Annotated in this window: 14 protein-coding genes and 2 pseudogenes; 8 read left to right on the top strand and 8 right to left on the bottom strand. The window is 60.3% G+C overall.

Going from position 1 to position 21,125, the window contains the following annotated elements:
• Positions 1–5: 5 nt before the first annotated feature.
• Entirely contained in the window at positions 6–1,436 is a 1,431-nt protein-coding gene (locus AC1DZP_RS33705; protein ID WP_477308420.1) for an aldehyde dehydrogenase family protein, read from the top strand.
• Between the two features lie 315 nt (positions 1,437–1,751).
• Here the strand turns inward: AC1DZP_RS33705 and AC1DZP_RS33700 are convergent, their stop codons facing one another.
• A complete protein-coding gene (locus AC1DZP_RS33700) occupies positions 1,752–2,648 on the bottom strand; it encodes a LysR substrate-binding domain-containing protein (protein WP_126070456.1) in 897 nt (298 codons plus the stop codon).
• 123 nt (positions 2,649–2,771) lie between these two features.
• On the opposite strand from AC1DZP_RS33700, the gene AC1DZP_RS33695 reads away from it, so the two are divergent.
• Genes AC1DZP_RS33695 through AC1DZP_RS33685 form a run of 3 tightly spaced genes read left to right on the top strand, consistent with a single transcriptional unit; the run spans position 2,772 to position 5,042 of the window.
• Complete coding sequence (locus tag AC1DZP_RS33695; protein ID WP_477308418.1) at positions 2,772–3,611, top strand: transporter substrate-binding domain-containing protein; 840 nt, start codon at positions 2,772–2,774, stop codon at positions 3,609–3,611.
• Between the two features lie 13 nt (positions 3,612–3,624).
• Positions 3,625–4,302 (top strand): amino acid ABC transporter permease, encoded by a 678-nt coding sequence (locus AC1DZP_RS33690; RefSeq protein WP_126070454.1) that lies wholly within the window; start codon positions 3,625–3,627, stop codon positions 4,300–4,302.
• Positions 4,302–5,042, top strand: a complete 741-nt coding sequence (locus AC1DZP_RS33685; RefSeq protein ID WP_126070453.1) for an MBL fold metallo-hydrolase — start codon at positions 4,302–4,304, stop codon at positions 5,040–5,042. Before AC1DZP_RS33690 ends, AC1DZP_RS33685 begins: the two co-directional genes overlap by 1 nt.
• 523 nt (positions 5,043–5,565) lie before the next feature.
• Here the strand turns inward: AC1DZP_RS33685 and AC1DZP_RS33680 are convergent.
• From AC1DZP_RS33680 to AC1DZP_RS33650, 7 genes and pseudogenes are all read right to left on the bottom strand, one after another.
• Positions 5,566–6,691 (bottom strand): annotated as a pseudogene (locus AC1DZP_RS33680) (IS91 family transposase).
• Positions 6,692–6,694: 3 nt separating this feature from the next.
• Positions 6,695–7,591 carry a tyrosine-type recombinase/integrase gene (locus tag AC1DZP_RS33675; protein WP_477308416.1) on the bottom strand — a complete coding sequence of 299 codons (897 nt, stop codon included), beginning with the start codon at positions 7,589–7,591 and terminating at the stop codon, positions 6,695–6,697.
• A 620-nt stretch (positions 7,592–8,211) separates the two neighbouring features.
• Positions 8,212–10,167, bottom strand: coding sequence for an acetoacetate--CoA ligase (locus tag AC1DZP_RS33670; protein WP_477308414.1), 1,956 nt, complete (start codon positions 10,165–10,167; stop codon positions 8,212–8,214).
• 164 nt (positions 10,168–10,331) lie between these two features.
• Complete coding sequence (locus AC1DZP_RS33665) at positions 10,332–12,389, bottom strand: oxidoreductase (RefSeq protein ID WP_126070450.1); 2,058 nt, start codon at positions 12,387–12,389, stop codon at positions 10,332–10,334.
• A complete protein-coding gene (locus AC1DZP_RS33660) occupies positions 12,386–13,636 on the bottom strand; it encodes a Tm-1-like ATP-binding domain-containing protein (protein ID WP_126070449.1) in 1,251 nt (416 codons plus the stop codon). The genes AC1DZP_RS33665 and AC1DZP_RS33660 overlap by 4 nt, the downstream gene beginning before the upstream one ends.
• Before the next feature lie 37 nt (positions 13,637–13,673).
• Positions 13,674–16,148, bottom strand: a complete 2,475-nt coding sequence (locus AC1DZP_RS33655; protein WP_477308413.1) for an FAD-dependent oxidoreductase — start codon at positions 16,146–16,148, stop codon at positions 13,674–13,676.
• On the bottom strand, positions 16,148–17,632 hold the full coding sequence (locus tag AC1DZP_RS33650; RefSeq protein WP_477308411.1) for an aldehyde dehydrogenase: 1,485 nt from the start codon (positions 17,630–17,632) through the stop codon (positions 16,148–16,150). Before AC1DZP_RS33650 ends, AC1DZP_RS33655 begins: the two co-directional genes overlap by 1 nt.
• Positions 17,633–17,908: 276 nt before the next feature.
• Between AC1DZP_RS33650 and AC1DZP_RS33645 the strand changes: the two genes are divergently transcribed.
• The 4 genes and pseudogenes from AC1DZP_RS33645 to AC1DZP_RS33630 all read left to right on the top strand — a co-directional run.
• Positions 17,909–18,703 (top strand): IclR family transcriptional regulator, encoded by a 795-nt coding sequence (locus AC1DZP_RS33645; RefSeq protein ID WP_245512137.1) that lies wholly within the window; start codon positions 17,909–17,911, stop codon positions 18,701–18,703.
• Positions 18,696–19,349 carry an HAD-IA family hydrolase gene (locus tag AC1DZP_RS33640; RefSeq protein WP_477308408.1) on the top strand — a complete coding sequence of 218 codons (654 nt, stop codon included), beginning with the start codon at positions 18,696–18,698 and terminating at the stop codon, positions 19,347–19,349. The genes AC1DZP_RS33645 and AC1DZP_RS33640 overlap by 8 nt, the downstream gene beginning before the upstream one ends.
• Positions 19,350–19,361: 12 nt before the next feature.
• Positions 19,362–20,717: an aspartate aminotransferase family protein gene (locus AC1DZP_RS33635; protein WP_126070445.1), complete on the top strand. Its 1,356-nt coding sequence runs from the start codon at positions 19,362–19,364 to the stop codon at positions 20,715–20,717.
• Between the two features lie 78 nt (positions 20,718–20,795).
• Positions 20,796–21,125 (top strand): annotated as a pseudogene (locus AC1DZP_RS33630) (electron transfer flavoprotein subunit beta/FixA family protein); the annotation flags it as partial.

Genomic DNA, 21,125 nt, shown 5'->3' with positions numbered 1-21,125 from the left:
TCGTTATGCTCGATAAGCGGAAGTTCTATATCGGCGGCGAGTGGGTATCGCCAATCGCCGGGCAGGATCTGGAAGTTCTGAACCCTGCAACCGAAAAGCCGATTGCCGTCATTTCCATGGGTACGCCAGAGGATATCGCCAAGGCTGTCGTAGCGGCAGAAAATGCCTTCGCTTCCTACAGCCGAACCACTCTTGAAGAGCGCCTCCGGCTGCTCGAAAGATTTCTGGCCATTTACAAGCGTCGCTACGACGAGATGGCTGAAACAATAACGTTGGAACTTGGCGCCCCGATCACCATGAGCCGGCAGCAGCAGGCCGATGTCGGTGTTGGCCATCTGCAGGGGTTCATCGATGCGCTGCGTGATCTGAAAGCTCGCGAGGAATTGCCGAATGGCGATCTCATTCTGCGCGAACCTATCGGCGTCTGCGGTCTAATTACACCTTGGAATTGGCCGATCAATCAGATCGCACTGAAGGTGGTGCCGGCCCTYGCGACGGGTTGCACATGCATCTTGAAGCCTAGCGAATTCACGCCCCTCAACGCCATGTTGTATGCTGAGATGATTGATGAGGCGGGGTTTCCCCCAGGTGTCTTCAATTTGGTCAATGGTGGCGCTGACTGCGGCGCGGCGCTTTCCAGACATAGGGACGTCGACATGATGTCCTTCACAGGCTCTACGAGGGCCGGGATCGCAGTTAGCAAAGATGCTGCCGACACTGTGAAAAGGGTAACCCTGGAGCTTGGTGGCAAATCTCCGAACATCGTTTTTGAAGATGCAGATCTCGATGAGCGGGTTTCCGCCAGTGTTGCCGAATGCTTCAATAACTCTGGCCAGTCCTGCGATGCACCGACGCGGCTGCTCGTGCAGCGCTCTGTCTATCAAAGGGCAGTCGAGGTAGCGCGTCGGGCTGGCATGGCCGCCGAAGTAGGGGACCCAATGAAGGAAGGCGCGCACATTGGGCCTCTGGTGAGCGAAATTCAGTTCGCTCGTGTACAAACCTTGATTAATGCTGCGATTGATGAAGGTGCGCAGTTGCTCGTTGGCGGCCCCGGCAAACCGAAGGGTTTTGAAGCTGGTTATTTCGTAAGGCCAACTATCTTTATCGACGTCGACAACGAGATGCGCATCGCACGGGAAGAGGTTTTCGGGCCGGTTCTTGCGATCATTCCTTTTGACAGCGAGGAAGAGGCCATCACCCTGGCGAATGACACGACATACGGCCTTGCCGCCTTTGTGCAAACCGGTGATCCGAAGAGAGCAGAAAGGGTGGCTTCGCGTCTGCGGGCCGGCATGGTGCATATCAACGGAGCGCCGCACCGCTATGGAAGTCCATTTGGCGGCTACAAACAATCCGGTAATGGCCGCGAGGGCGGAAGGTTTGGCCTTGAAGACTTTCAGGAAGTAAAAGCAATTCACAAACCTGACGTAGCCTAACGTCCCTTAGGCCTTTCGCAGCTGCCAGGTCGACGCTGCTACCGTCGATGGGCACCGAGAAGCCAACCATAACGCGGCCATGACTTGCACAAAGGTGGTGGCGATCATCCACGAAGATCGCTTTGAATGTCCGATTAAGTTCGGGAGCTATGACCAGATCGGCGAAGCATATCCTTGCTGGGCGGGCCTATCTCGGATCCCGAAGGTGCCCCTCGAGTTCGAACGGGCGCTCAGATCGCACGAAACTTATGCATCGTTCACCCGACCACCGTTTTTCAAAACAGATCTGCATCGAGGCACGGTGCCACCGTGCCGTCAGCCTGACGGTCTCGATGCCTGGTCGACCAACCAGTCGACGAACCGGCCGATCGCTGGATTAGCCAAGCCTTCCTCATGGCATATGCAGTAATAGCTTCGGGATGCCGCAACACTGAGCGTCAAGGGTTGAACCAGTCTGCCCTCATCCAGGTCCCTGAAGGAAATGATGTCGTTTGTCAGGGCGACACCATGACCATCGCGCGCGGCCTGAAGCACCATGGCAAAGTTGTCGAAATAGATATCGGACTCCACGGAATGGGGTACGCGTGCTTCCGTTAGCCAACGCCGCCATTGGTCGCCGTCGTCTTCATGGAGCAAGCGATGTTTGAGCACATCGTGAGGCTCGCGAATTGCATTTGGACCTCGCAGCAATTGTGGGCTGCACACTGGTGACGCGTAGATGCTGTGCAGCATCCGCCACCAGAATCCAGCCCAAGGTGGATTCCCATAGACGATGGCGACATCGACTTTTCGCCAGTCCACTTCCTCGAAGTCCACTGCTGTGTGCATCTGCATGCGAAGATCGGGGTTTGCATCGAGAAACCGAAAGATCCTGGCCGTGAGCCAGGTCGTTCCAAAGACTGAAGGCGCCGATACGCGCAGCTCCGCCCTGTCTGACGTGGCGTAGGCATTGGCCGATATGTCGCGGATCGAATCCGCAATCTGATGCATGGCCGTGCCGACGCTTTTCTGCAGCGTCGCGCCCCGTTCAGTCAGCACGAGGCGGCGGCCGCTTTTCCTGAACAGGTCGATGCCAAGCGAAAGCTGCAAGGCACGCAGCTGCTGGCTTATGGCGCCTGGCGTCACATGCAATTCGGCAGCCGCGGCCGCGACATTGCCGAGCCGCGATACGCTTTCGAAGGCTCGCAGAGAATGAAGGGACGGAACGGCCACGTATCACCTTAGAAAAACTGCTCTAACTAAATGCTAAAGATTTAGCTTGTCTCATAGTAATTGCAACATATGGTCCTCGGCAGCCACAAAACGGCATCGCAAAAATAAAATGGGGAACTGGATATGCTTCACGAACGCACTGCCTTCGCAGCGAAAATCGCCTTTGGCGGACTGGTCGTCGCCACCCTTGCCGCCACCGCGCCGGCGGCGCAGGCCGGAGGTGCGGATCTTGTCCATAACGGCGTGCTCAGCGTCTGCACCGGCGGCGATTTTCCGCCCATGCAATATTATGAGAATCCAGGCGACGAGAAGCTTGTCGGTTTCGAAGTCGATGTCGTGGATGCCATCGCAAAGCAATGGGGCGGCACCACCAAATATGTGGTCGGCGACTTCAAGGGGCTGTTGCCATCGCTCGGCGCCGAGCGATGCGATCTCGTCGCCAGCGGCATCATGGTGACCAAGGAGCGCCTGCAGGCCTATGACGCCGTTCCCTACTTCGTCTCCAATGTGGTGATGGTGACATCGGCTTCGGATTCAGAGACCAAATCGCCGCTCGACCTCAGCGGCAAGGTGCTGGCGATCGAGGCGGGCACCACCTACGAGAAGACAGCTGCGGAGCTGAACGCCGAGCTGACAAAAGCCGGCAAGGCGCCCGCGCAGATACAGACCTATCCGTCCGCCTCCGCCGTCATCGAGCAGATCCTAGTCGGCCGGGCTGCGGCGACGATCACCCAGGACACGACGGCTGCATTCCGCATCAAGCAAATGCCAGGGCGGCTGCAGGTGCCATACAACTATGGCGATGGTGAAACTTACGGGATCTATCTGAGAAAGGGCGGCGACAACCGCGAGGGCCTGGTCAATGCCATCGAGACCTTGCAGGCCAGCGGCGAGATGAAGGCGCTCTTGCAGAAATGGAACCTTCCCGAGGCCGCCGCAGACGTCAAGCACGCGACCAATTAAGGGACGTGCCGAGGTGTTCGACAGCAAGCTCTTCCTGACGGCCCTGTTCGGCTGGCCCCTCGCCAAGGGGGCTTTGCTGACCCTCGTGCTTTCGCTTCTGGTGATGACCGTTGCCCTGGCGATATCGCTGGCAACAGCAGCACTGGCCACGTCGAAGCGGCGCTGGATCCGCCTGTCGATCGCCGCGTTTGTCTGGCTTTTTCGCGGCGCACCCGCGCTGCTCGTGCTGCTGTTCGTCTGGAATGGACTGCCGCAGATCTCGGCGGTGTTCCGCTCGGACTGGTTCAGTCCGTTCGTCGCGGCGTTTCTCGCCCTGACCCTGATTCAGATTGCCTATCTGACCGAGATCCTGCGCAGCTCCTATGCATCGATCGGCAAGGGGCAATCCGAGGGTGCGGCGGCCCTTGGCCTGCACCGGGGTCAGATATTCTTCCTGATCATCCTGCCCCAGGCGCTTCGCGTCGCGCTACCGGCCCTGGTCAACGAATTCATTTCCTTGCTGAAGGCAACCTCGCTGGCGACGGTCATCTCCTTGAAAGAGCTCATGACCGTCACCCAGTTCGCCATCGCCACCAGCTTTCGGTTCCTGGAATGGTATGGCGCGGCGCTGATCTACTACATGTCGATGGTTTCGGTTCTGACTGTCGTTCAGATCAAGCTCGAGCGTCTGCTTGCGCGAGGACATCGTTGATGCCGCTCACCCCAACTGGCGAAGTGCATCGTGCTGCCGACTGGTTCTCACGCGAAACTCTGGGTAGGGGAATCACGCGGATATGGGAGCCGCACGTTCATCCCTATTTCAGAAGCAACGTCTATCATGTTCGCGGGCGCGACGTCGATCTTGTCGTCGATGGGGGCATGGGGCTAGTGCCTCTCAGACCCGTGCTGAACCTGCCACCTGGCAAGCCGGTAGTAGCCGTTGCAACGCACATCCATGTCGATCACGTCGGCGCATTAAGCGAGTTCGAGATGAGACTTGGCCATCGCGAGGAGTCTTCGTTTTTCGACGACATGGCGGATGAACACACATTGGCTCATCTCTTTCGCGCGCAGCGCGACGCCGTCAGCAAGCCTCCGCATGAGGCATGGTCGCTGCTGCATTTCCAGATCAAATCGGCGCCACTGTCCCGAATTCTCGACGAAGGCTGCACCATTGAGACCGGAGACAGGTCATTTCTGGTCCTTCACCTCCCTGGTCATTCGCCAGGGTCGCTCGGTCTTCTTGATGAACGCAACGGCGATTTTTTAGCCGGCGATGCGATTTATCGCGGACGATTGGTCGATGATCTTCCAGGTTCGGACGTGCACGTCTATCGAAAGACAATGCTGCGTCTTTTGGAGATAGAGTTCAACAGGGCATACTGCGGACACGGTGAGATAATCGACGAGAATGAACTGCGATCGATTGCAAGAAGTTATTTAGCGAGCTGAACGTTACGGGCCGCGCATTCTAGCCGTGGCAGTGCAGGTCCCGCGATCTGGCCATCCGCCAAGCTGGATGCTGCTCCAGTGCCCATCTGGCAAAGCTCTGCCTCGCAACCACACTCATTGAGAACCGCTCCTTAGGGTCAACCCGCCTCAACCTCGGCTTCAGAGGTCATCTGCCGAATGGCAGCTATCCGTCGACCTCGCCCCGATAGCGGACCGTCGGGTTCCGTGAAGAGTTTCGGACGCCGGCAGGCGTACGAAAGTCCCCGAGGAAGGAACCCGTGGGCCACAGGCGATGGCTATGGGGATTTCGATTTGCGGCTGGTGTCGGCGACGGCGCGACCGCTGCTGGGAAGGGTGGGGATGGATGCGGGGAGGCCGCTTCGTTGTGCCTCCGCGCGGTTTAGCCGATCCCGCACGAGGCTCGTTGCGACGCTGTGGGCGGCGATATTGATGATGGACACGCGTGGGGCCGTTGCCAGAGGCGGGGCGCCTGCGGGTGAAGGTTCGACCATGCCATGCCGGGTCATGGAGTTGTCTCCCGGTTCGTCGCGGTTGCATCGGGCGGACCGCGTGGCTGCCTCCAGCGCTCGAACGTCTCGATGATGATCATGCGTCCGCCGCAGCAAGGGCATGGCGGGCGGAAGTCTTGGCTGGCCTTGCGGGCGGAGCCGGCGAGCAGGCCGTAGTGCCGGATGCGATGGAAGCCGCGCAGCAGGACATGGAGCAGGAAGCGGCGGATGAACTCGTCAGTCGCCAGCGTCATGACCTGCTGCCGATCAACGCCGTCGCGGCGATAGTCCTTGTAAAGGAAGGTGACGCCGTCGTGGTCGAACGCGATCAGGCGGCGGTTCGAGATCGCCACCCGGTGGGTGTAGCGCGACAGATAGGCGAGCACCGCCTCCGGCCCGGCGAACGGCGCCTTGGCGTACACCACCCAGCGCTTCTTGCGGACCGGCGACAGGTGCCGCACGAATGCCTGCCGCGCGGACAGGTGCGCCATAGATCCGAAGAAGGCGAGCCGTCCTGCGTCGTGCAGCGCGACCAGCCGGGTGAGGAAGAGCCTTCGGAACAGCTTGCCGAGAACCCTCCCCGGGAGCAGGAAGGCCGGGCGCGACGATATCCAGCGGCTTCCGTCCGGCGCGGTGCCGCCGCCCGGCACGATCATGTGGGCATGCGGATGGTGTCATCGCCGATCCCCAGGTGTGCAGCACCGCGGTGATGCCGATCCTGGCGCCGAGGTGCTTCGGGTCGGCGGCGATAGTCAGCATCGTCTCCGCTGCCGCCTTGAACAGCAGGTCGTAGACGAGCGCCTTGTTCTGGAACGCGATGTCGGCGACCTCGGCCGGCAGCGTGAACACGACATGGAAGTAGCCGACCGGCAGCAGGTCGGCCTCGCGCTCGGCCAACCACGTCCGTGCGGCCGCGCCCTGGCACTTCGGGCAGTGCCGGTTGCGGCAGGAGTTGTAGGCGATCCGCCATTGGCCGCAGTCCTCGCAAGCCTCGACGTGACCGCCAAGGGCTGCGGTGCGGCAATACTCGATCGCCGACATGACCTTGAGCTGGGCGAGGCTCAGGTGACCTGCATGGGCGGCCCGGAAAGCGGGTCCGGCAGCACGGAAGATGTCGGCGACCTCGATCGAGGCGCGCACGGCTCAGATGTCGGGCGACTTGAACAGGCCGAGCTTGTCGAGCGGGCTCGTCACGGCACGCACCGTCCGGGTCGCCACCTTCGCGTAAAGGGCGGTGTTGTTGAGCTTGGCATGCCCGAGTAGGACTTGGATGATCCGGATGTCGGTGCCGTCTTCCAGCAGGTGGGTGGCGAAGCTGTGGCGCAGCGTGTGCGGCCCGACCCGCTTGGCGATGTCGGCGGCCTGCGCCGCCTCGACGACGATGTGATAGAGCTGCCGCGTGCTGATCGGCTTCATCGCGTGCTGTCCGGGAAACAGCCAGCCGTCGCGGTGCATCACGCCCTGCTGACGTCCGACCTTCCACCACTCACGCAGAAGCGCGAGCAGGTCCTGCGAGAGCATGGCGTTGCGATACCGCCCGCCCTTGCCACGCTCGACGCGCAGCAGCATGCGCTCGCTGTCGACGTCGGCAACCTTCAGCATCGACACCTCGGCGACGCGCAGGCCCGCGCCATAGGCAATCGACAGTGCGGCCTGGTGCTTGAGGCAGGTGGTGGCGTTGAGCAGCCGGGCGACCTCGTCGCGACTGAGCACCACGGGCAGGTTGCGCGGATGCGACAGCCGGACGAGCCGGCGCGCCAGGTCCGGGCGGTTAAGCGTTTGGGTGAGGAAGAACCGTAGCGCCGACACGATGCTGTTCATCGTCGGCACGGGAACGCCGTCTTCCTGCTGGTTGATCTGGAACCGGCGCAGGTCATCGGCGGTCGCTGTGTCTGGTGAACGCCCGAGAAATGTCGCCAGGCGTCCGATGTCGCGGAGATAGTTGCGCTGCGTCTCGCGTGAGAAGCGCCGCATGTTCATGTCGTCGATCAGCCGCTGGCGCAGCGGGCTGACGGGTGCATCGAGAACGGGATGGTGCATGGTCAGGCTCCTTGTTGAAGAAGCCCGCCATGCTCTGCTCCAGCCGAACGACGCTCAACGCGAGCGCGACGACCGGTTCTTGATCTCTACCTCAACCGCAGGCACCCCTCCCGCGCAGCGGGTTCGTTCATCGGCCCTATTGTGGACGTCAGACGGTCTACAATTGACCATCGACTGGGGTTCCTGGAAGCTTTTCGAACTTGCTGTCTTGCGCCTCCAGTCGAAATGCGCGCTTCTGAAGGAGGTTAGGGTCCCTGGATCGCTGTGATGCAACCTTGATTCAACCACTGTGGGGTTCGAGTCGGTATCGCGCTACCGTCTTTCCCCCGCGCATCGAACTGCCAGTTTAAGCTTCGCTTACGGCTGAGCGAAGAGAGCCTCCACTCACCGCGCCCGCTGAGGGCTCAATCCTCTGCAATCGGCTCATCCCTTGACCCACGACCGACGCGCCATTCGTGAGAAAGATTATGTCCGACTGCTGGCCGCCATGGCTCATGTCGCTCTCCTCCGTCACGCCTCTCTATCTCCCGATGTCCACGAGATCCCCTGGCGCCACACCATGTGTCGGCGCTCACGTTTGCGCCCGATGATCCATGCTGGGAGGTTGTTTGCCGAGTCGATCAACCTAACTGCGGCAGGTTCCTGAACAACTCCAGCGCTTCTGGATTGGCGAGCGCTTCCTTGTTCTTGATGGCGCGGCCGTGCACGACGTCGCGCACCGCGAGTTCGGTGATCTTGCCCGATTTGGTGCGTGGAATGTCTGACACGGCGACGATCTTTGCCGGCACGTGGCGGGGGCTCGCCCCGGTGCGTATTTTCGACCGGATGCGCTTTTCCAGATCGGCATCCAGCTGCACGCCGGCGGCCAACCGCACGAACAGCACGACCCGGACGTCATTGTCGAAATCCTGGCCGATGCACAGCGCCTCCAGAATCTCGGGCATCTGTTCGACCTGGTTGTAGATCTCCGCCGTACCAATGCGCACGCCGCCCGGATTGAGCGTCGCGTCGGAGCGGCCATGAATGATCAGGCCGCCATGCACGGTCCATTCGGCAAAGTCGCCATGGCACCAGACATTGTCGAAGCGCTCGAAATAGGCCGCCTGGTATTTCTTGCTCTCGGGGTCGTTCCAGAAGCCGATCGGCATCGCCGGAAAAGCCCTGGTGCAGACCAGTTCGCCCTTCTCCTGCCTGATAGGCTTGCCGTCATCGTCCCAGACATCGACGGCAAGGCCGAGGCCCGGCCCCTGGATCTCGCCGGTCCACACCGGTTCGATCGGCACGCCGAGCACGAAGCAGGAGACGATGTCGGTGCCGCCGGAGACCGAGCCCAGGTGCACATCCTTTTTGATGCCGTCATAGACGAAGCGGAAATCCTCGGGCGAGAGTGGCGAGCCGGTGGAGGAGATCGCCCGCACGCTCTGTAGATCATGCGTGCCGATCGGCTTGAGGCCGGCCTTGCGCACGGAATCGATGAATTTGGCCGAGGTGCCGAAGAAGGTCATCTTCTCGGCATCGGCGAAACTGAACAGCACATTGCCGTCGGGATAGAAGGGCGAGCCGTCATAGAGTAGCAGTGTCGCGCCTGACGCCAGACCCGACACCAGCCAGTTCCACATCATCCAGCCGCAAGTGGTGAAGTAGAAGAAGCGGTCGCCATCGAGCAATCCAGCATGCAGCCGGTGTTCCTTGACATGCTGGATCAGCGTTCCACCGGCCGAATGGACGATGCATTTGGGAATGCCGGTCGTGCCTGACGAGAACAGAATGTAGAGCGGGTGCGCGAACGGCAATCGTTCGAAGGTCACGGGTTTTGCAGCGAAGGGCGCCAGCGCGTCTTCGAGCGCCGCAGCCTTGTCGACGGTTTCGGCTACGTCGGCAGAGGTGCCGAGATAGTCCACGATCAGGATCTTGCGGACGGTGGCAAGTTTCGTCGCGACCGCGGCGATCTTGTCGGCGACTTCGATGGCCTTGCCATTGTACCAGTAGCCGTCCGGCGCAATGAAGACGACCGGTTCGATCTGGCCAAAGCGGTCGAGAACGCCCTGCTCGCCAAAATCGGGAGAGCATGACGACCAGACGGCGCCGATCGAAGCGGTCGCCAGCATGGCGGCGATGGCTTCCGGCATGTTGGGTATCATGGCGGCGATGCGGTCGCCCTTTTTGACGCCGAGCGACAGGAAAAGCTGCTGCAGGCGCGACGTCAGCGCATGCAGTTCGTTCCAGGACAGCCGACGCTCGACCTTGTCTTCGCCATGAAAGACGATTGCGTCGCCCGAGCCGGTCTTCTTCAGCAGGTTCTCGGCGAAGTTCAGGGTGGCGTCGGGAAAGAATGAGGCGCCGGGCATCTTGTCGCCATCGACGAGTACGCGCTCGCCCTTGTCGCCAACGATGCCGCAGAAGTCCCAGACGAGGCTCCAGAAGCTCTCGCGATCCTCGACCGACCAGCGGTGAAGTTCGGCATAGGAGGCGAAGGATGCGTCCGCCTGCGCCGCAGCGGCTTTCAGAAAAGCCGTCATCGGCGCGGCGTCGATCCGGTCCCGCGTCGCGGTCCACAAGGGTGTGTCTGCGGCCATAATTGTTCCTCCCAAAACTGTCGCGATCAGGGCAGCTGGTTCATGTCGACTGCGCGCGAGATCTCATAGTCGGTGCTCCTGCTGGCGGGCCCGCGTCGGACTTGAGACGAGAGAAGAGGGCCCAGCCAGGCCGACGCTCCTTGTTTTGCTACTGAGGCTTCGATTCAGATGAACAAGGTCGGGACCTCGCGCTTGAAGATGCGGTCTGCCGGCTCAGTTCCCAAATACTCCCTGGCAGCCTTGTGTCCAGAAAACACCGCCGCTTGAATGATCCCCGGCGCGACCGCGTCGCCGATTGTTGTGTGCGGAACACCGGCCTCGCAAAGCCAGGAGGACAGATCGTCTTGTGGAAGTCTTGACGTAACACTCAGCAAGGCCGCTGCGGGGATAGCCGGCAACGGTTCGTAAGTGTCCGACCGATTGATATGCAGCGCACCGTCCTTCCACTCCACGGCCGTCGTGTTCGGATACATCTTGACGCCGGCCGCCATCAGGGCGCTGAGGACACGAGGCTGTTCCAGCGTGTAGCCCATCCAGCCCGCAATCGCGGGCTGAGGACAGACGAGGTGAACCTCGTGGCCTTTCGCCGCGAGATGTTCTGCAAGGACATTAGCCATGTAGTAATGATCGTCGTCATAGATCACGATCGGACCGGACAGGCTCTCGCCGTCCAGGATGCTGTCGGGCGTGAAAGCGCAACCGGAGAAACCTGGGATCGGCGTGTACCGGGTGCGGCCAAGTCCGTCATCCCTCCAGCGCGATCCAGTGGCCACGAATATGTGGTCGGCGCCAAACTCGCAGGCAATCTCGGGTGTGATTTCGCTGCCTAGGAAAAGCTCGACATTCGGCATCTGCTGCATCTGGTAGAGACGGTAGTCGCGGACCCGGTTCCAGGCTGACAAGCCCTTCAGCCTGCTTTCCTTGGTGACGCGTCCACCCATCACTTCCGACTTTTCGGCGATTGTCACCTGGTGGCCTGCCCGCGCCAGGGTGAGGGCGCAGTCCAGCCCGGCAGGTCCGCCGCCGACGACAAGGAGGTTCTTGTTGGTCTGAGCTTTGGGAACGCGTTCAGGATGCCAGCCGCGCCGCCATTCTTCACTCATCGTCGGGTTTTGTGTGCAGCGCAGCGGGATCGAGTACGCGTCGGAGGCCACGCAGATGTTGCAGCCTATGCACTCCCTGATCTCGTCCACCCGTCCTTCGCGGATTTTTTGGGGCAGGAACGGATCGGCGATAGACGGCCGCGCGCCACCGATCAGATCGAGGACGCCACGGCGGATCTGGCTCACCATTGCGTCGGGGGATGTGAAGCGGCCGACCCCGACGACCGGCTTTGTCGTCACTGTTTTCACGAAGCTTGTAAATTCTTCCTGCGCGCCCTCGGGGTCAAAGCGGGAGGTTCCGGAGTCGCGGCTCCAACCCGAGACATTGACGTCCCAAAGATCCGGGATTTCCGCCAGGAGCTCGACCACGTCGCGCCCTTCGCCGCTACTCGATATAGCTTTGGGCCCGGTGAGTTCATGCACCGCAAAACGAATGGCTACGGCTATATCGTCGCTGGCCTCTTCCTTGGCCTCCTCCAGGACCTCGCGTAGCAGCCGAACCCGGTTGGCGAAGCTGCCGCCATATTCATCCGTTCGGTGATTATAGGCCGGGGTCAGGAAGTGCCACAGGATCGACGCGTCGTGAGCGGCGTAGACATAGACGATGTCGTAGTTCGCCTGTTTCGCCCGTCGAACCGCGGCGCGATAGTTCTCGCGTAGCAACTTGATGTCGCTTTTGTCCATGGCTTTGCTTTGGACCGGGACCTCAGGCTTGAGAACGGGGAGACTGGATGGGCCGAGAACCGGATAGCCATTTGCCAGGCCCCGCGAACGCATGCCGCTGTGGCCGATCTCGATGGCCGAAAGCGCGCCATGCTCGCGGATCCTCTCGGTCAGCCGTGCATGGCTCCTGACGTCGACCTCATCCCAAAATTTCTCGATCGGCAGGTTGGAGATATCGGATGACGGATCGATCTCGGAAAGCTGCATACAGACGGTGCCCCAACCGCCTTCCGCCTTCATCGCCCTCATGCCGATGGAGCCGTTGGGCATGAGGGGAGAGTGGCCCGTCGCGTGCGGCACAGCGAAGAATCGATTTGGCGCCACCTTCGGCCCGATCTTGACGGGTTCAAACAGAACCGCATAGCGAGCGTCGATCGGGGTGGCGTGTATCGTCATTGTAGTGCCTTCTTGACGATGCCTCGATCGACCCAATCGTCGAATATTCCAAGCACCGTTTCAGCAAACAGCGCGTCGTTTATGTGCGCGTCGATCTCGGTCAATTCCACCGGATGCCGTATCGCTGAGCGCATTTCATCGAGGAACGCTGCTAGTCCTGCCGGGTCATGGGCAGGTTGCCCCTCCCGGTCCCATTCCTCGATACCTTGAATAGGCAGGATCACATGCACGGGAGCCAAGGCTTTGGCCAACCGATGGCCGATCTCGCGGGCGGTCTCGCGCCGCTCTTGCGCGTTCAACGCGGCGGAGGAGATCAAACGATTGTGCGCGTGGCAGGGTCTGCCGGCGAAGCGGGCGGGGATATCTTGCCAACTGGGAAAGTCTATCAAGTCGACGCAGCCCGGAGCGACGAGTTGTGGGACCTTGTTCTGTCCGGCTGACACAAGTCGGTCCTTGCCACCGTTGACGATAGAGCCAACCAGAAGGTTCCCGAGCTCGGGAAGCGCGAAATCCATGACGGCGCAGAAATATCCTTGCGCGGCCAGATTTTCAAAAGCCATTCCGCCCATGCCAGTCGCATGAAACACCGCAAGTTCGAACCCTCGCTCTTCCAAGGGGCCCTTGAGTAGTCTCATGTAGGAAAGGCACGAGCTGCCAAGGCTCATCATGCCAATGATGGGACGATCCCGCTTCGGCGTTTCGACCGATTGCGCGGACCCCAAAACCGCGCCCGCAGCCTGGCTTAAAGACGACTTGCATATGGAGTTCAATCCGAAGAGGCCTCCCGCCCACAGGATCATCTGGATGTCGGGCGCTAGTCTGTCCGCGGGGACGAGGGGGGAATACGCGACTGTAGAAATCACATATTTCGGCACGCCGAGTGGCAAGGCACGAGCGCAGTCGAGAGCCAGGTCCGTGCCCATGGTGCCGCCCATGGCAATCATGCCGTCGATCTTGCCTTCCGCGTGCAGCCTCGCTGTCAGGATTGACGCGCCGCGCGCCATGATCTGCATCGCGGTGTTCTCGTCGCCGGACGCGATCGCCGTCTGGATCGACGACCCGCCAGCCTCGGCGACATCGTGCTTGCTGATGTCGGTCGGCCGCATGGGACCACCGAGAACGCTTACATCCATCGTGAGCGCTCGGCCGCCCTGTGCGACAATCCTGTCAGCGAGATAGATCAGTTCGTCCGACTTCGTATCGAATGTACCGATAACAAGGATCGTCTTCGTTTCTTTCGTTGTCATGGTTCCCACTCATTTTTTGTTTTTTGGTTAGTCGGTCTCAGCCACGCATCCGCTCTCCCTGCGGGTCGTAGAAGGGCTGAAGCTGGACCTGGATCGGATAGCGTTTGCCGGCGATCTGGACCTCGAAATCACCCTCTTCGAGCCATGCCTTCGAGACGCCATCCTCACGATGCAGGCTTGCAAGCCCCAGCATTTTGCCAACGCGGTAGCCCCATCCTCCGGAGGTGACGTGGCCCACAAGGTCATCGCCTTTCCAGATCGGTTCATTGTGCGCGAGATAAGGACCTGTTCTTCCGAGGCCGTTGACGGAGACCGATACCGTCCTGAAGCGCGTGGCTGCACCGCCTGCCTTCTGCCTTGCGAGAGGGCCTTTGCCGATGAACTCGCTCTTGTTGAGATCAACAGCAAATCCTAGGCCGGTTTCGTAAGGTGTGTCCTCCTCGGTGATGTCATGCCCGAAGTGCCTGAAAGCCTTTTCAAGGCGGCAACTTCCCATGGCAAACATTCCCATATGCCGCAGGCCGAGTGGCGTTCCGACCGTCAGGATGTTCTCGTAGACACCGTGCGTGAACTCCGTCGAAATCAGCAGCTCGTAGCCAAGTTCGCCTACGAACGATCTTCTGATGGCCCAGACCCGTGCATGGGCAAGGTCGATTTCCCGCGCGGCACCGAACGGAAATTTCTCGTTGCTGAGGTCGTCTATCGTCAGGGCGGAAAGTATCTCGCGAGACTTCGGCCCATGGATCGTCAGCAGCGCGTAGGACGACGTGGCGTCGAAGATTTCGAACCGCCACTCCGGGTCCGCATGCATTTCAAGCCAGGCGCGGTCGCGAACCTGGCTGGGGTGCCCCGTAACCACGAGGAATTTCTGTGGGCCGATCCGCGTGACCGTCACGTCGGCCTCGATGCCGCCGCGTTGATTGAGGAATTGGGTGTAGACGGAGGTTCCGACCGCCACGTCCATCTGGGCACCGCAGACCCTGTTCAACATTTCGACGGCATCCGGTCCCTGCACCAGGAGTTTGGCGTACATGGACTGGTCAAGGAGCACCGCCGCATCCCGGGCGGCGGCACATTCGTCGGCCACCAGGGAAGACCAGTATTGCTCGCCGACCGAAGGTTTGTCCTGCCATCCCAAGCCGGACGGGTCGTAATACATTGGAATTTCCCAGCCGATGCGCTCGGCGAAAACAGCGTTTTGCGATTTCAGCCTGTCGTGCAGTGGTACCCGACGTACCCCGCGTGCCGTTTCGATCTGGCGGCCCGCCCAGTGGATGCCGTAATGGAATCCGACGGACTCACCGACCCTGTCGGCATTGTATGTCGAGTTGGATTGAAAGGGATGGGCGCGAGAAGCCAGCATGGAGTTCATGCTGCGGCTCGGATATCCGTCGATCAGCCACTCCGCCATCGTTAAGCCGACGCCGCCGGAGTTCAGGATGCCGTTGGAATTCATGCCGGCGGCAATGAACAGGCCTGGCATTTCCGGCGCGGGGCCGAGGTAGGGCCGACCGTCCGGTGTGAAACTCTCGGGGCCGTTGAAAAACGTCTTGATCCCCATCTCGGCAAGCGCTGGCATGCGGGCGAAGATCGTCTCAAGCATCGGTTCGGTATGTTCCATGTCGAATGGAAGTTCGTCGAACTCGAAACCGTCTGGAATGCCCTCTTTGCCCCAAGCCTTGCCCAAGGCTTCGAAACCACCGATCAACAGCTTGCCCGCGTCCTCCTTCCAGTAGGTCCGTTCTTCGCCGACGACAAGGCAGGGCAGGGTGCGCGGGAGGCCGGCAATCGCTTCGGTGACGATGTAGAAATGCTCCGCTGCATGAAGGGGCACAGTCACCCCATGTGCCTTGGCAAAGCGGCTTGTCCACATCCCGCCGGCGAGAATGACTTTTTCGGTGGCGATCACACCCTGATCGGTTTCGACACCAATCACCCGGCCGTTCTTCGTCAGAATTCTTGTGGCCGAAGTGTTCTCAAAAATCAGCGCCCCGTTGTTGCGAGCGCCGCGGGCCATCGCCTGGGTGACGTCCAGGGGATTGACCTGACCGTTGGAGGGAACGAAGAAGCCGCCTTGGACGCCCCCATAGTCCACCAGGGGCCAGATTTCTTTCAGCTCCGGGATCGAGAGTATGTGGCTTTCGATTTCCATTCGTCCGGCATGGTCATGGTTGCGCAGCAACTGGTCCATCCGGATATCCGACAATGCGAGATGCAGCGTGCCGTTCTGCTTGTAGCCCGTTGCCTGTCCCGTCTCACTTTCGAGTTCCATAAAGAGCCGTGCGGTGTATTTCGAGAGCGCTGTCTGCGAGCCAGACTCACGCAGTTGCCCGACGATTCCTGCCGCGTGCCATGTCGTCCCACTTGCAAGCTGTTTACGCTCCAAGAGCACCGCACCCGCCATTCCGCGTTTCGCAAGATGGTAGAGGGACGATATGCCGATGATGCCGCCGCCGATGACGACTGCAGGAGCCCGTTCTGGGAGTGACCTTGGGGATCTGTTTTCGGTCATCAGAGTTGAATCCACGCTGTCTTGAGATTGAGGAATTTATCGAGGGCATGCGGCGACTTGTCGTGACCGTTGCCAGACTGTCCGACGCCACCGAGCGGCACGGTGATGTCCGGCCCTCCATATGTGTTGACGTGGACGACGCCGGCCCTGATCGCCCTTACCATGCGATGGGCGCGCGAGAGGTTGGACGTCCAGACGCCGGATGCCAGCCCGTAAATCGTCGAGTTTGCGATCCGAACCGCGGCGGCCTCGTCGTCAAAGGGCGTGATCGCAAGCACCGGGCCGAACACTTCTTCCTGGGCAAGGGCGGCGTCTGGAGCGACTTGGTCAAACACCGTCGGCGCCATGAAGAATCCCCCTGTTTCCTCGCGGATTCGGATACCGCCGGTAAGCAGCGAGGCGCCATCGGCTGTGGCCCGGGCCACAAATTCCAGGTTCTTGAAAAGTTGGTCGGCGCTTGCAATCGCGCCAGCCTCGGTTCTGACATCAAGGGGATCGCCCAACCGCATCTGTGAAGCAAATTCGGCCACTTTTTGCGCAAAATCAGCGTGAATCGAGCGCTCTACCAAGAGCCGGGAGCCGGCTACGCAAACCTGACCGGAGTTGCGGAATATGCCATAGGCCGCGACCTTGGCTGCCTGATCGAGATCCGGTGCGTCCGCGAACACTACGTTCGGCGACTTACCTCCGAGTTCGAGATAGACGCGCTTGAGATTAGATCGGGCGGAATATTCGAGAAGCCTCCGCCCTACGGGACCGGAGCCCGTGAAAGCCAGCACATCGACGTCATTGTGGAGTCCGAGTGCGGCACCGACGACGGAACCCTGCCCGGTGACCACATTGAAGACGCCGGCCGGCAGGCCAGCCTCCGAACAGATCTCCGCCAAACGCAGCAAGGTAAGTGATGCGACCTCCGCCGGTTTTACGACAACCGAATTTCCGGCCGCCAGCGCGGGAGCGATTTTCCATGCTCCGATCATCATCGGGAAGTTCCACGGAACAATCACGCCAACAACGCCGACGGGGTCATGATGAACCAGGCCGAGAACCGAAGCGGCCGTCGGTGCGATCTCGCCGTAGACCTTGTCGATCAACTCGCCGTAGTAGCGGAACGTGTTGGCCGCGCTTCCAGGCTCCGCCTTTATCGCCATCGAGATTTCGGTGCCGTTGTCGCGGACTCCGAGCACGGCCAGTTCCAGCGCATTCTTTTCGATGAGTTCGGCGATGCGGTGCATCACCTTCTTGCGTTCGGCCGGCGCAGCCCTCGACCATAATCCACGGTCGAAACTCGCCCTGGCACTCGCCACCGCCAGGTCGATATCGCCTTCTTCGGCTTCAGCGAGGCGCGTAAGGATTGACCCATCAAGCGGCGATATCACCTCGCGCGTCCCGCCTTTCAGGGCCTTGCGCGCTTTTCCGTCGATGAAAAGCCCTTGCTCCGGAACTGAAAGCCCCCGAAGCTGGTCGATCTGGATTTGATCCATTGGTTGTCCTTACGGTCGGTTCCGAGTCGTTCTCAGTCACGCTAAATCGGAATGGTGTCGCGGGCTGCCTTCAGCGGTCAGATAGACCGAGCCAGCGGGACGAGCGTTTTGAGGCAAATTCATTCGGATTTCCCATTATGGCTTGACCGTCGTTTCGCGGTTCATTATTGTCACCATCAGTTTAAAAAAGCTTGCATTAGGTTTGAAGTTCTGTCAAGTAGCACTCATCGAGGAGAGGAAATCGTGCCGAAATCCGGACCTGGGGAAACAGTTCCAATGATGAAAAGCGTCGATAGGGCGCTTTATCTACTTTCATATTTTACCGTGCAGGAACCGGAATGGGGCCTGAGCGACCTCGCCCGAAAGTCCAAAGTCGACAAAGCAACGACTCTTCGGATCCTTGTTGCGCTTATTCGCAACGGCTTTGTGGAACAGCATGCGGAAACCAAGAAATACCGCCTGGGGATTGCCGTACTCAGGCTGGCTCGGGTTAGAGAAGCTAGTTTCCCGCTCCTGTCATTCATCAATCCCGTGCTCGACAGGCTTGCCGAGGAGATGGAAGAAACCGCGCACGCCACACTGGCGGCCGAGACCGCAATGATCACGGTTGCGGTGACGGAGCCGAAGAGATCGACCCGTGTCTGGGTGAACCCGTCGCAATTGCTGCCTTTTCACGCGACCGCATCTGGTCTGGCGTTTCTGGCGTTCGCCGCGCCTGAGGTCCGCGACGGGGTTTTTGCCGAGGGAGAATTGGTCAGGTACACGAAAAATACCGTGGTCGACGAAGAGGAACTGCGGGCGCAATTGGACCAAATCAGGAATCGCGGCTTCGCCTTTGCGCCTGGGTCTTTTGAAGTGGAATCGAGCGGTGTGGCCGCGCCGATCTTTTCCAGCAGTGGCGACGCTTTTGGATCGGTGGCGATCGCCGGTGTCGCATCTCGAATGACGAAGGACAGGCAGTTGAAAGCCGCACGGCTCGTAGTCGGGGCTTCGGTGGAAATATCTCGCGCAATCGGCGCTGAACCTCATCCGAGCATCCTGCGTGCAACGAAGGATCTTCTTGATGCCTGAACGCCGTAGTGCGCTTGTCCTCGATTTCGGCGGTGTGATCTCGAAAACGGTCTTTGAAACCCAGCGCCTGAACGAGGCCGCCTTGGGACTGCCTGCAGGCACCCTTGACTGGATGGGCCCCTTCGACACCGATGGCGACGCGTTGTGGCAACAGATGCAGTCCGGGGCAATCACCGAACGGGACTACTGGTACACGCGGGCATGCGAGACCGGCAAGCTCCTCGGTGAGACCTGGGATGAACTCCCCRTGTTCCTCCAGCGCATCCGGGGTGATGATCCGCAGCTGATGATCAGACCAGAGGCGTTGCGCGCGATTGAGGTTGCCAAGGACGCGGGTAAGAAGCTTGCCATCCTGTCGAATGAGCTCGATCTGTTCTATGGCGCGGGATTTCGGTCCAAGCTTCCATTCCTTCAGATGTTCGACCTGATCGTCGACGCGACGTACACAAAAATCCTGAAACCCGACCCGCGCGCTTACGGGTTCGTCTTCGACGGGCTTGGCCTTGCCCCTTCGGATTGCGTGTTCGTGGACGACCAGGCCAAGAACGTCAAAGGAGCGTCGGACGTCGGGATGCACATCGTGCACTTCGATGTTACCCGGCCAGGCGAAAGCTATGCCCAGGCAATCAAGATGCTGGGAATTTGAGAGGAACAGAGGGTGCGAGAGACGAATTTCCTTGTTGAGAACAACGCCCGCCACATGTGGCATCCCATGGCGCATCCCGCCGAGATGCAAGCGAACCCGCCGCACATCATCAATGCGGCCGAGGGGGTTGAGGTCACCGATATCCACGGCAGGAAGCTGCTCGATGCCGTCGGCGGCCTTTGGAATGTCAACCTCGGCTATTCTTGCGAGCCGGTGAAAAAGGCGATCCGCGATCAACTGGACCAGCTTCCCTATTATTCCGCGTTCCGCGGCACATCGCCGTCGCCGGCGATCGAGCTCTCATACGAGCTGGCGGAATGGTTCAAGGAAGACGGCCTCGTGCGTGCGTTCTTCACGTCGGGCGGTTCGGATTCGGTCGAGACCGCTTTGCGTCTGGCGCGTCAGTATCACAAGATCAATGGCCAACCCGAGCGCACCAAGTTTGTTGCCCTCAAGAAGGGCTACCATGGCACGCATTTCGGTGGCGCATCGGTCAATGGCAATGCCAACTTCCGCCGCAACTACGAGCCGTTGCTACCTGGGGTTTTTCATCTCGCCGCACCTTATGCCTACCGCAATCCCTTCGGCACCTCTGATCCGGCGGAGATTGCCCAGGCGATCGCTCGCCAGTTCGAGGATGAGATCGCCTTCCAGGGGGCCGATACGATCGCTGCCATGATCATGGAACCGGTGCTGGGGTCGGGTGGCGTTATCGTGCCGCATGAAACCTTCATGCCATTGATGCGTGCCATTTGCGACAAGCACGGCATTTTGCTGATCGCCGACGAGGTGATCACAGCGTTTGGACGCACGGGCGCCTGGACCGGCTCGCGTGGCTGGGGTGTCAAACCGGACTTCATGTGCACGGCCAAGGCAATCAGCAACGGATACTTTCCGTTCGGCGCGGTGATGATCTGCCAAAAGGTGGCAACGGTATTTGAGGCCTCCAAGGGCGCCATTGGCTCGATCGGCCACGGCTACACCTATTCAGGTCACCCAGTTGGAGCCGCCGCAGCGCTCGCGACGCTCGCCGAAACAAAACGTCTCAACGTCGCCGCGAATGCAAAGGCCCGGGGAGCGGAGTTGCTTGTGGGCCTTGAAGGCCTCAAGGAGAAGCATGAGCTGGTAGGGGACGTGCGGGGTCTCGGTCTGATGTGCGCGCTTGAACTGGTGTCGGACCGCAAGACGAAATCGGCAGCGGCCAAAGACGTCGTGCAGAAGGTTTTCGACACCGCATACGAAGAAAGCGTAATGGTCCGCACTTCCGGTGCCAACGTCATCATCTCACCCCCGCTCGTCATCACGGCGGCAGATGTGAAGCGGATCGTCGCCGCACTCGATGTGGGCCTCGCGCAAGCCGGTCGATAATTGATTGAGATGGAATATTGCCTGGGCCATGTGGTCCCGGAATAGGGAAACTCACCCCGAAAATAAGGGCACAATCAAGTGAAAATCCTTGTACCCGTGAAGCGAGTTGTGGATGCGAACGTCAAGGTTCGCGTCAAGGCTGACGGTTCGGCTGTAGAACTCGCCAACGTCAAGATGGCGATGAACCCGTTTGACGAGATCGCGGTCGAAGAGGCGCTCCGGCTGAAGGAAGCCGGCAAGGCGGAAGAGATCATCGTCGTCTCTATCGGACCGCAGCAGGCGCAGGAAACCCTTGCGCACCGCGCTCGCCATGGGCGCCGACCGCGCCATCCTGGTCAAGACCGATGAGCAGACCGAGCCGCTCGGTGTCGCCAAGGTGCTGAAGGGCGTCGTCGACGCCGAACAGCC

The sequence above is a fragment of the Mesorhizobium sp. P2_F8 genome, assembly GCF_056403655.1.
The sequence above is the reverse complement of the archived record's forward strand: the minus strand, read 5'-3'. Positions and strand labels throughout refer to the sequence as shown.

Bases quoted from the DNA above. Each gene is read 5' to 3' on its own strand.
- AC1DZP_RS33645 (WP_245512137.1), top strand. From the start codon at position 17,909: ATGATGAAAAGCGTCGATAGGGCGCTTTATCTACTTTCATATTTTACC.
- AC1DZP_RS33660 (WP_126070449.1), bottom strand. From the start codon at position 13,636: ATGACAACGAAAGAAACGAAGACGATCCTTGTTATCGGTACATTCGAT.
- AC1DZP_RS33670 (WP_477308414.1), bottom strand. From the start codon at position 10,167: ATGGCCGCAGACACACCCTTGTGGACCGCGACGCGGGACCGGATCGAC.
- AC1DZP_RS33665 (WP_126070450.1), bottom strand. From the start codon at position 12,389: ATGACGATACACGCCACCCCGATCGACGCTCGCTATGCGGTTCTGTTT.
- AC1DZP_RS33675 (WP_477308416.1), bottom strand. From the start codon at position 7,591: ATGCACCATCCCGTTCTCGATGCACCCGTCAGCCCGCTGCGCCAGCGG.
- AC1DZP_RS33650 (WP_477308411.1), bottom strand. From the start codon at position 17,632: ATGGATCAAATCCAGATCGACCAGCTTCGGGGGCTTTCAGTTCCGGAG.
- AC1DZP_RS33685 (WP_126070453.1), top strand. From the start codon at position 4,302: ATGCCGCTCACCCCAACTGGCGAAGTGCATCGTGCTGCCGACTGGTTC.
- AC1DZP_RS33695 (WP_477308418.1), top strand. From the start codon at position 2,772: ATGCTTCACGAACGCACTGCCTTCGCAGCGAAAATCGCCTTTGGCGGA.
- AC1DZP_RS33655 (WP_477308413.1), bottom strand. From the start codon at position 16,148: ATGACCGAAAACAGATCCCCAAGGTCACTCCCAGAACGGGCTCCTGCA.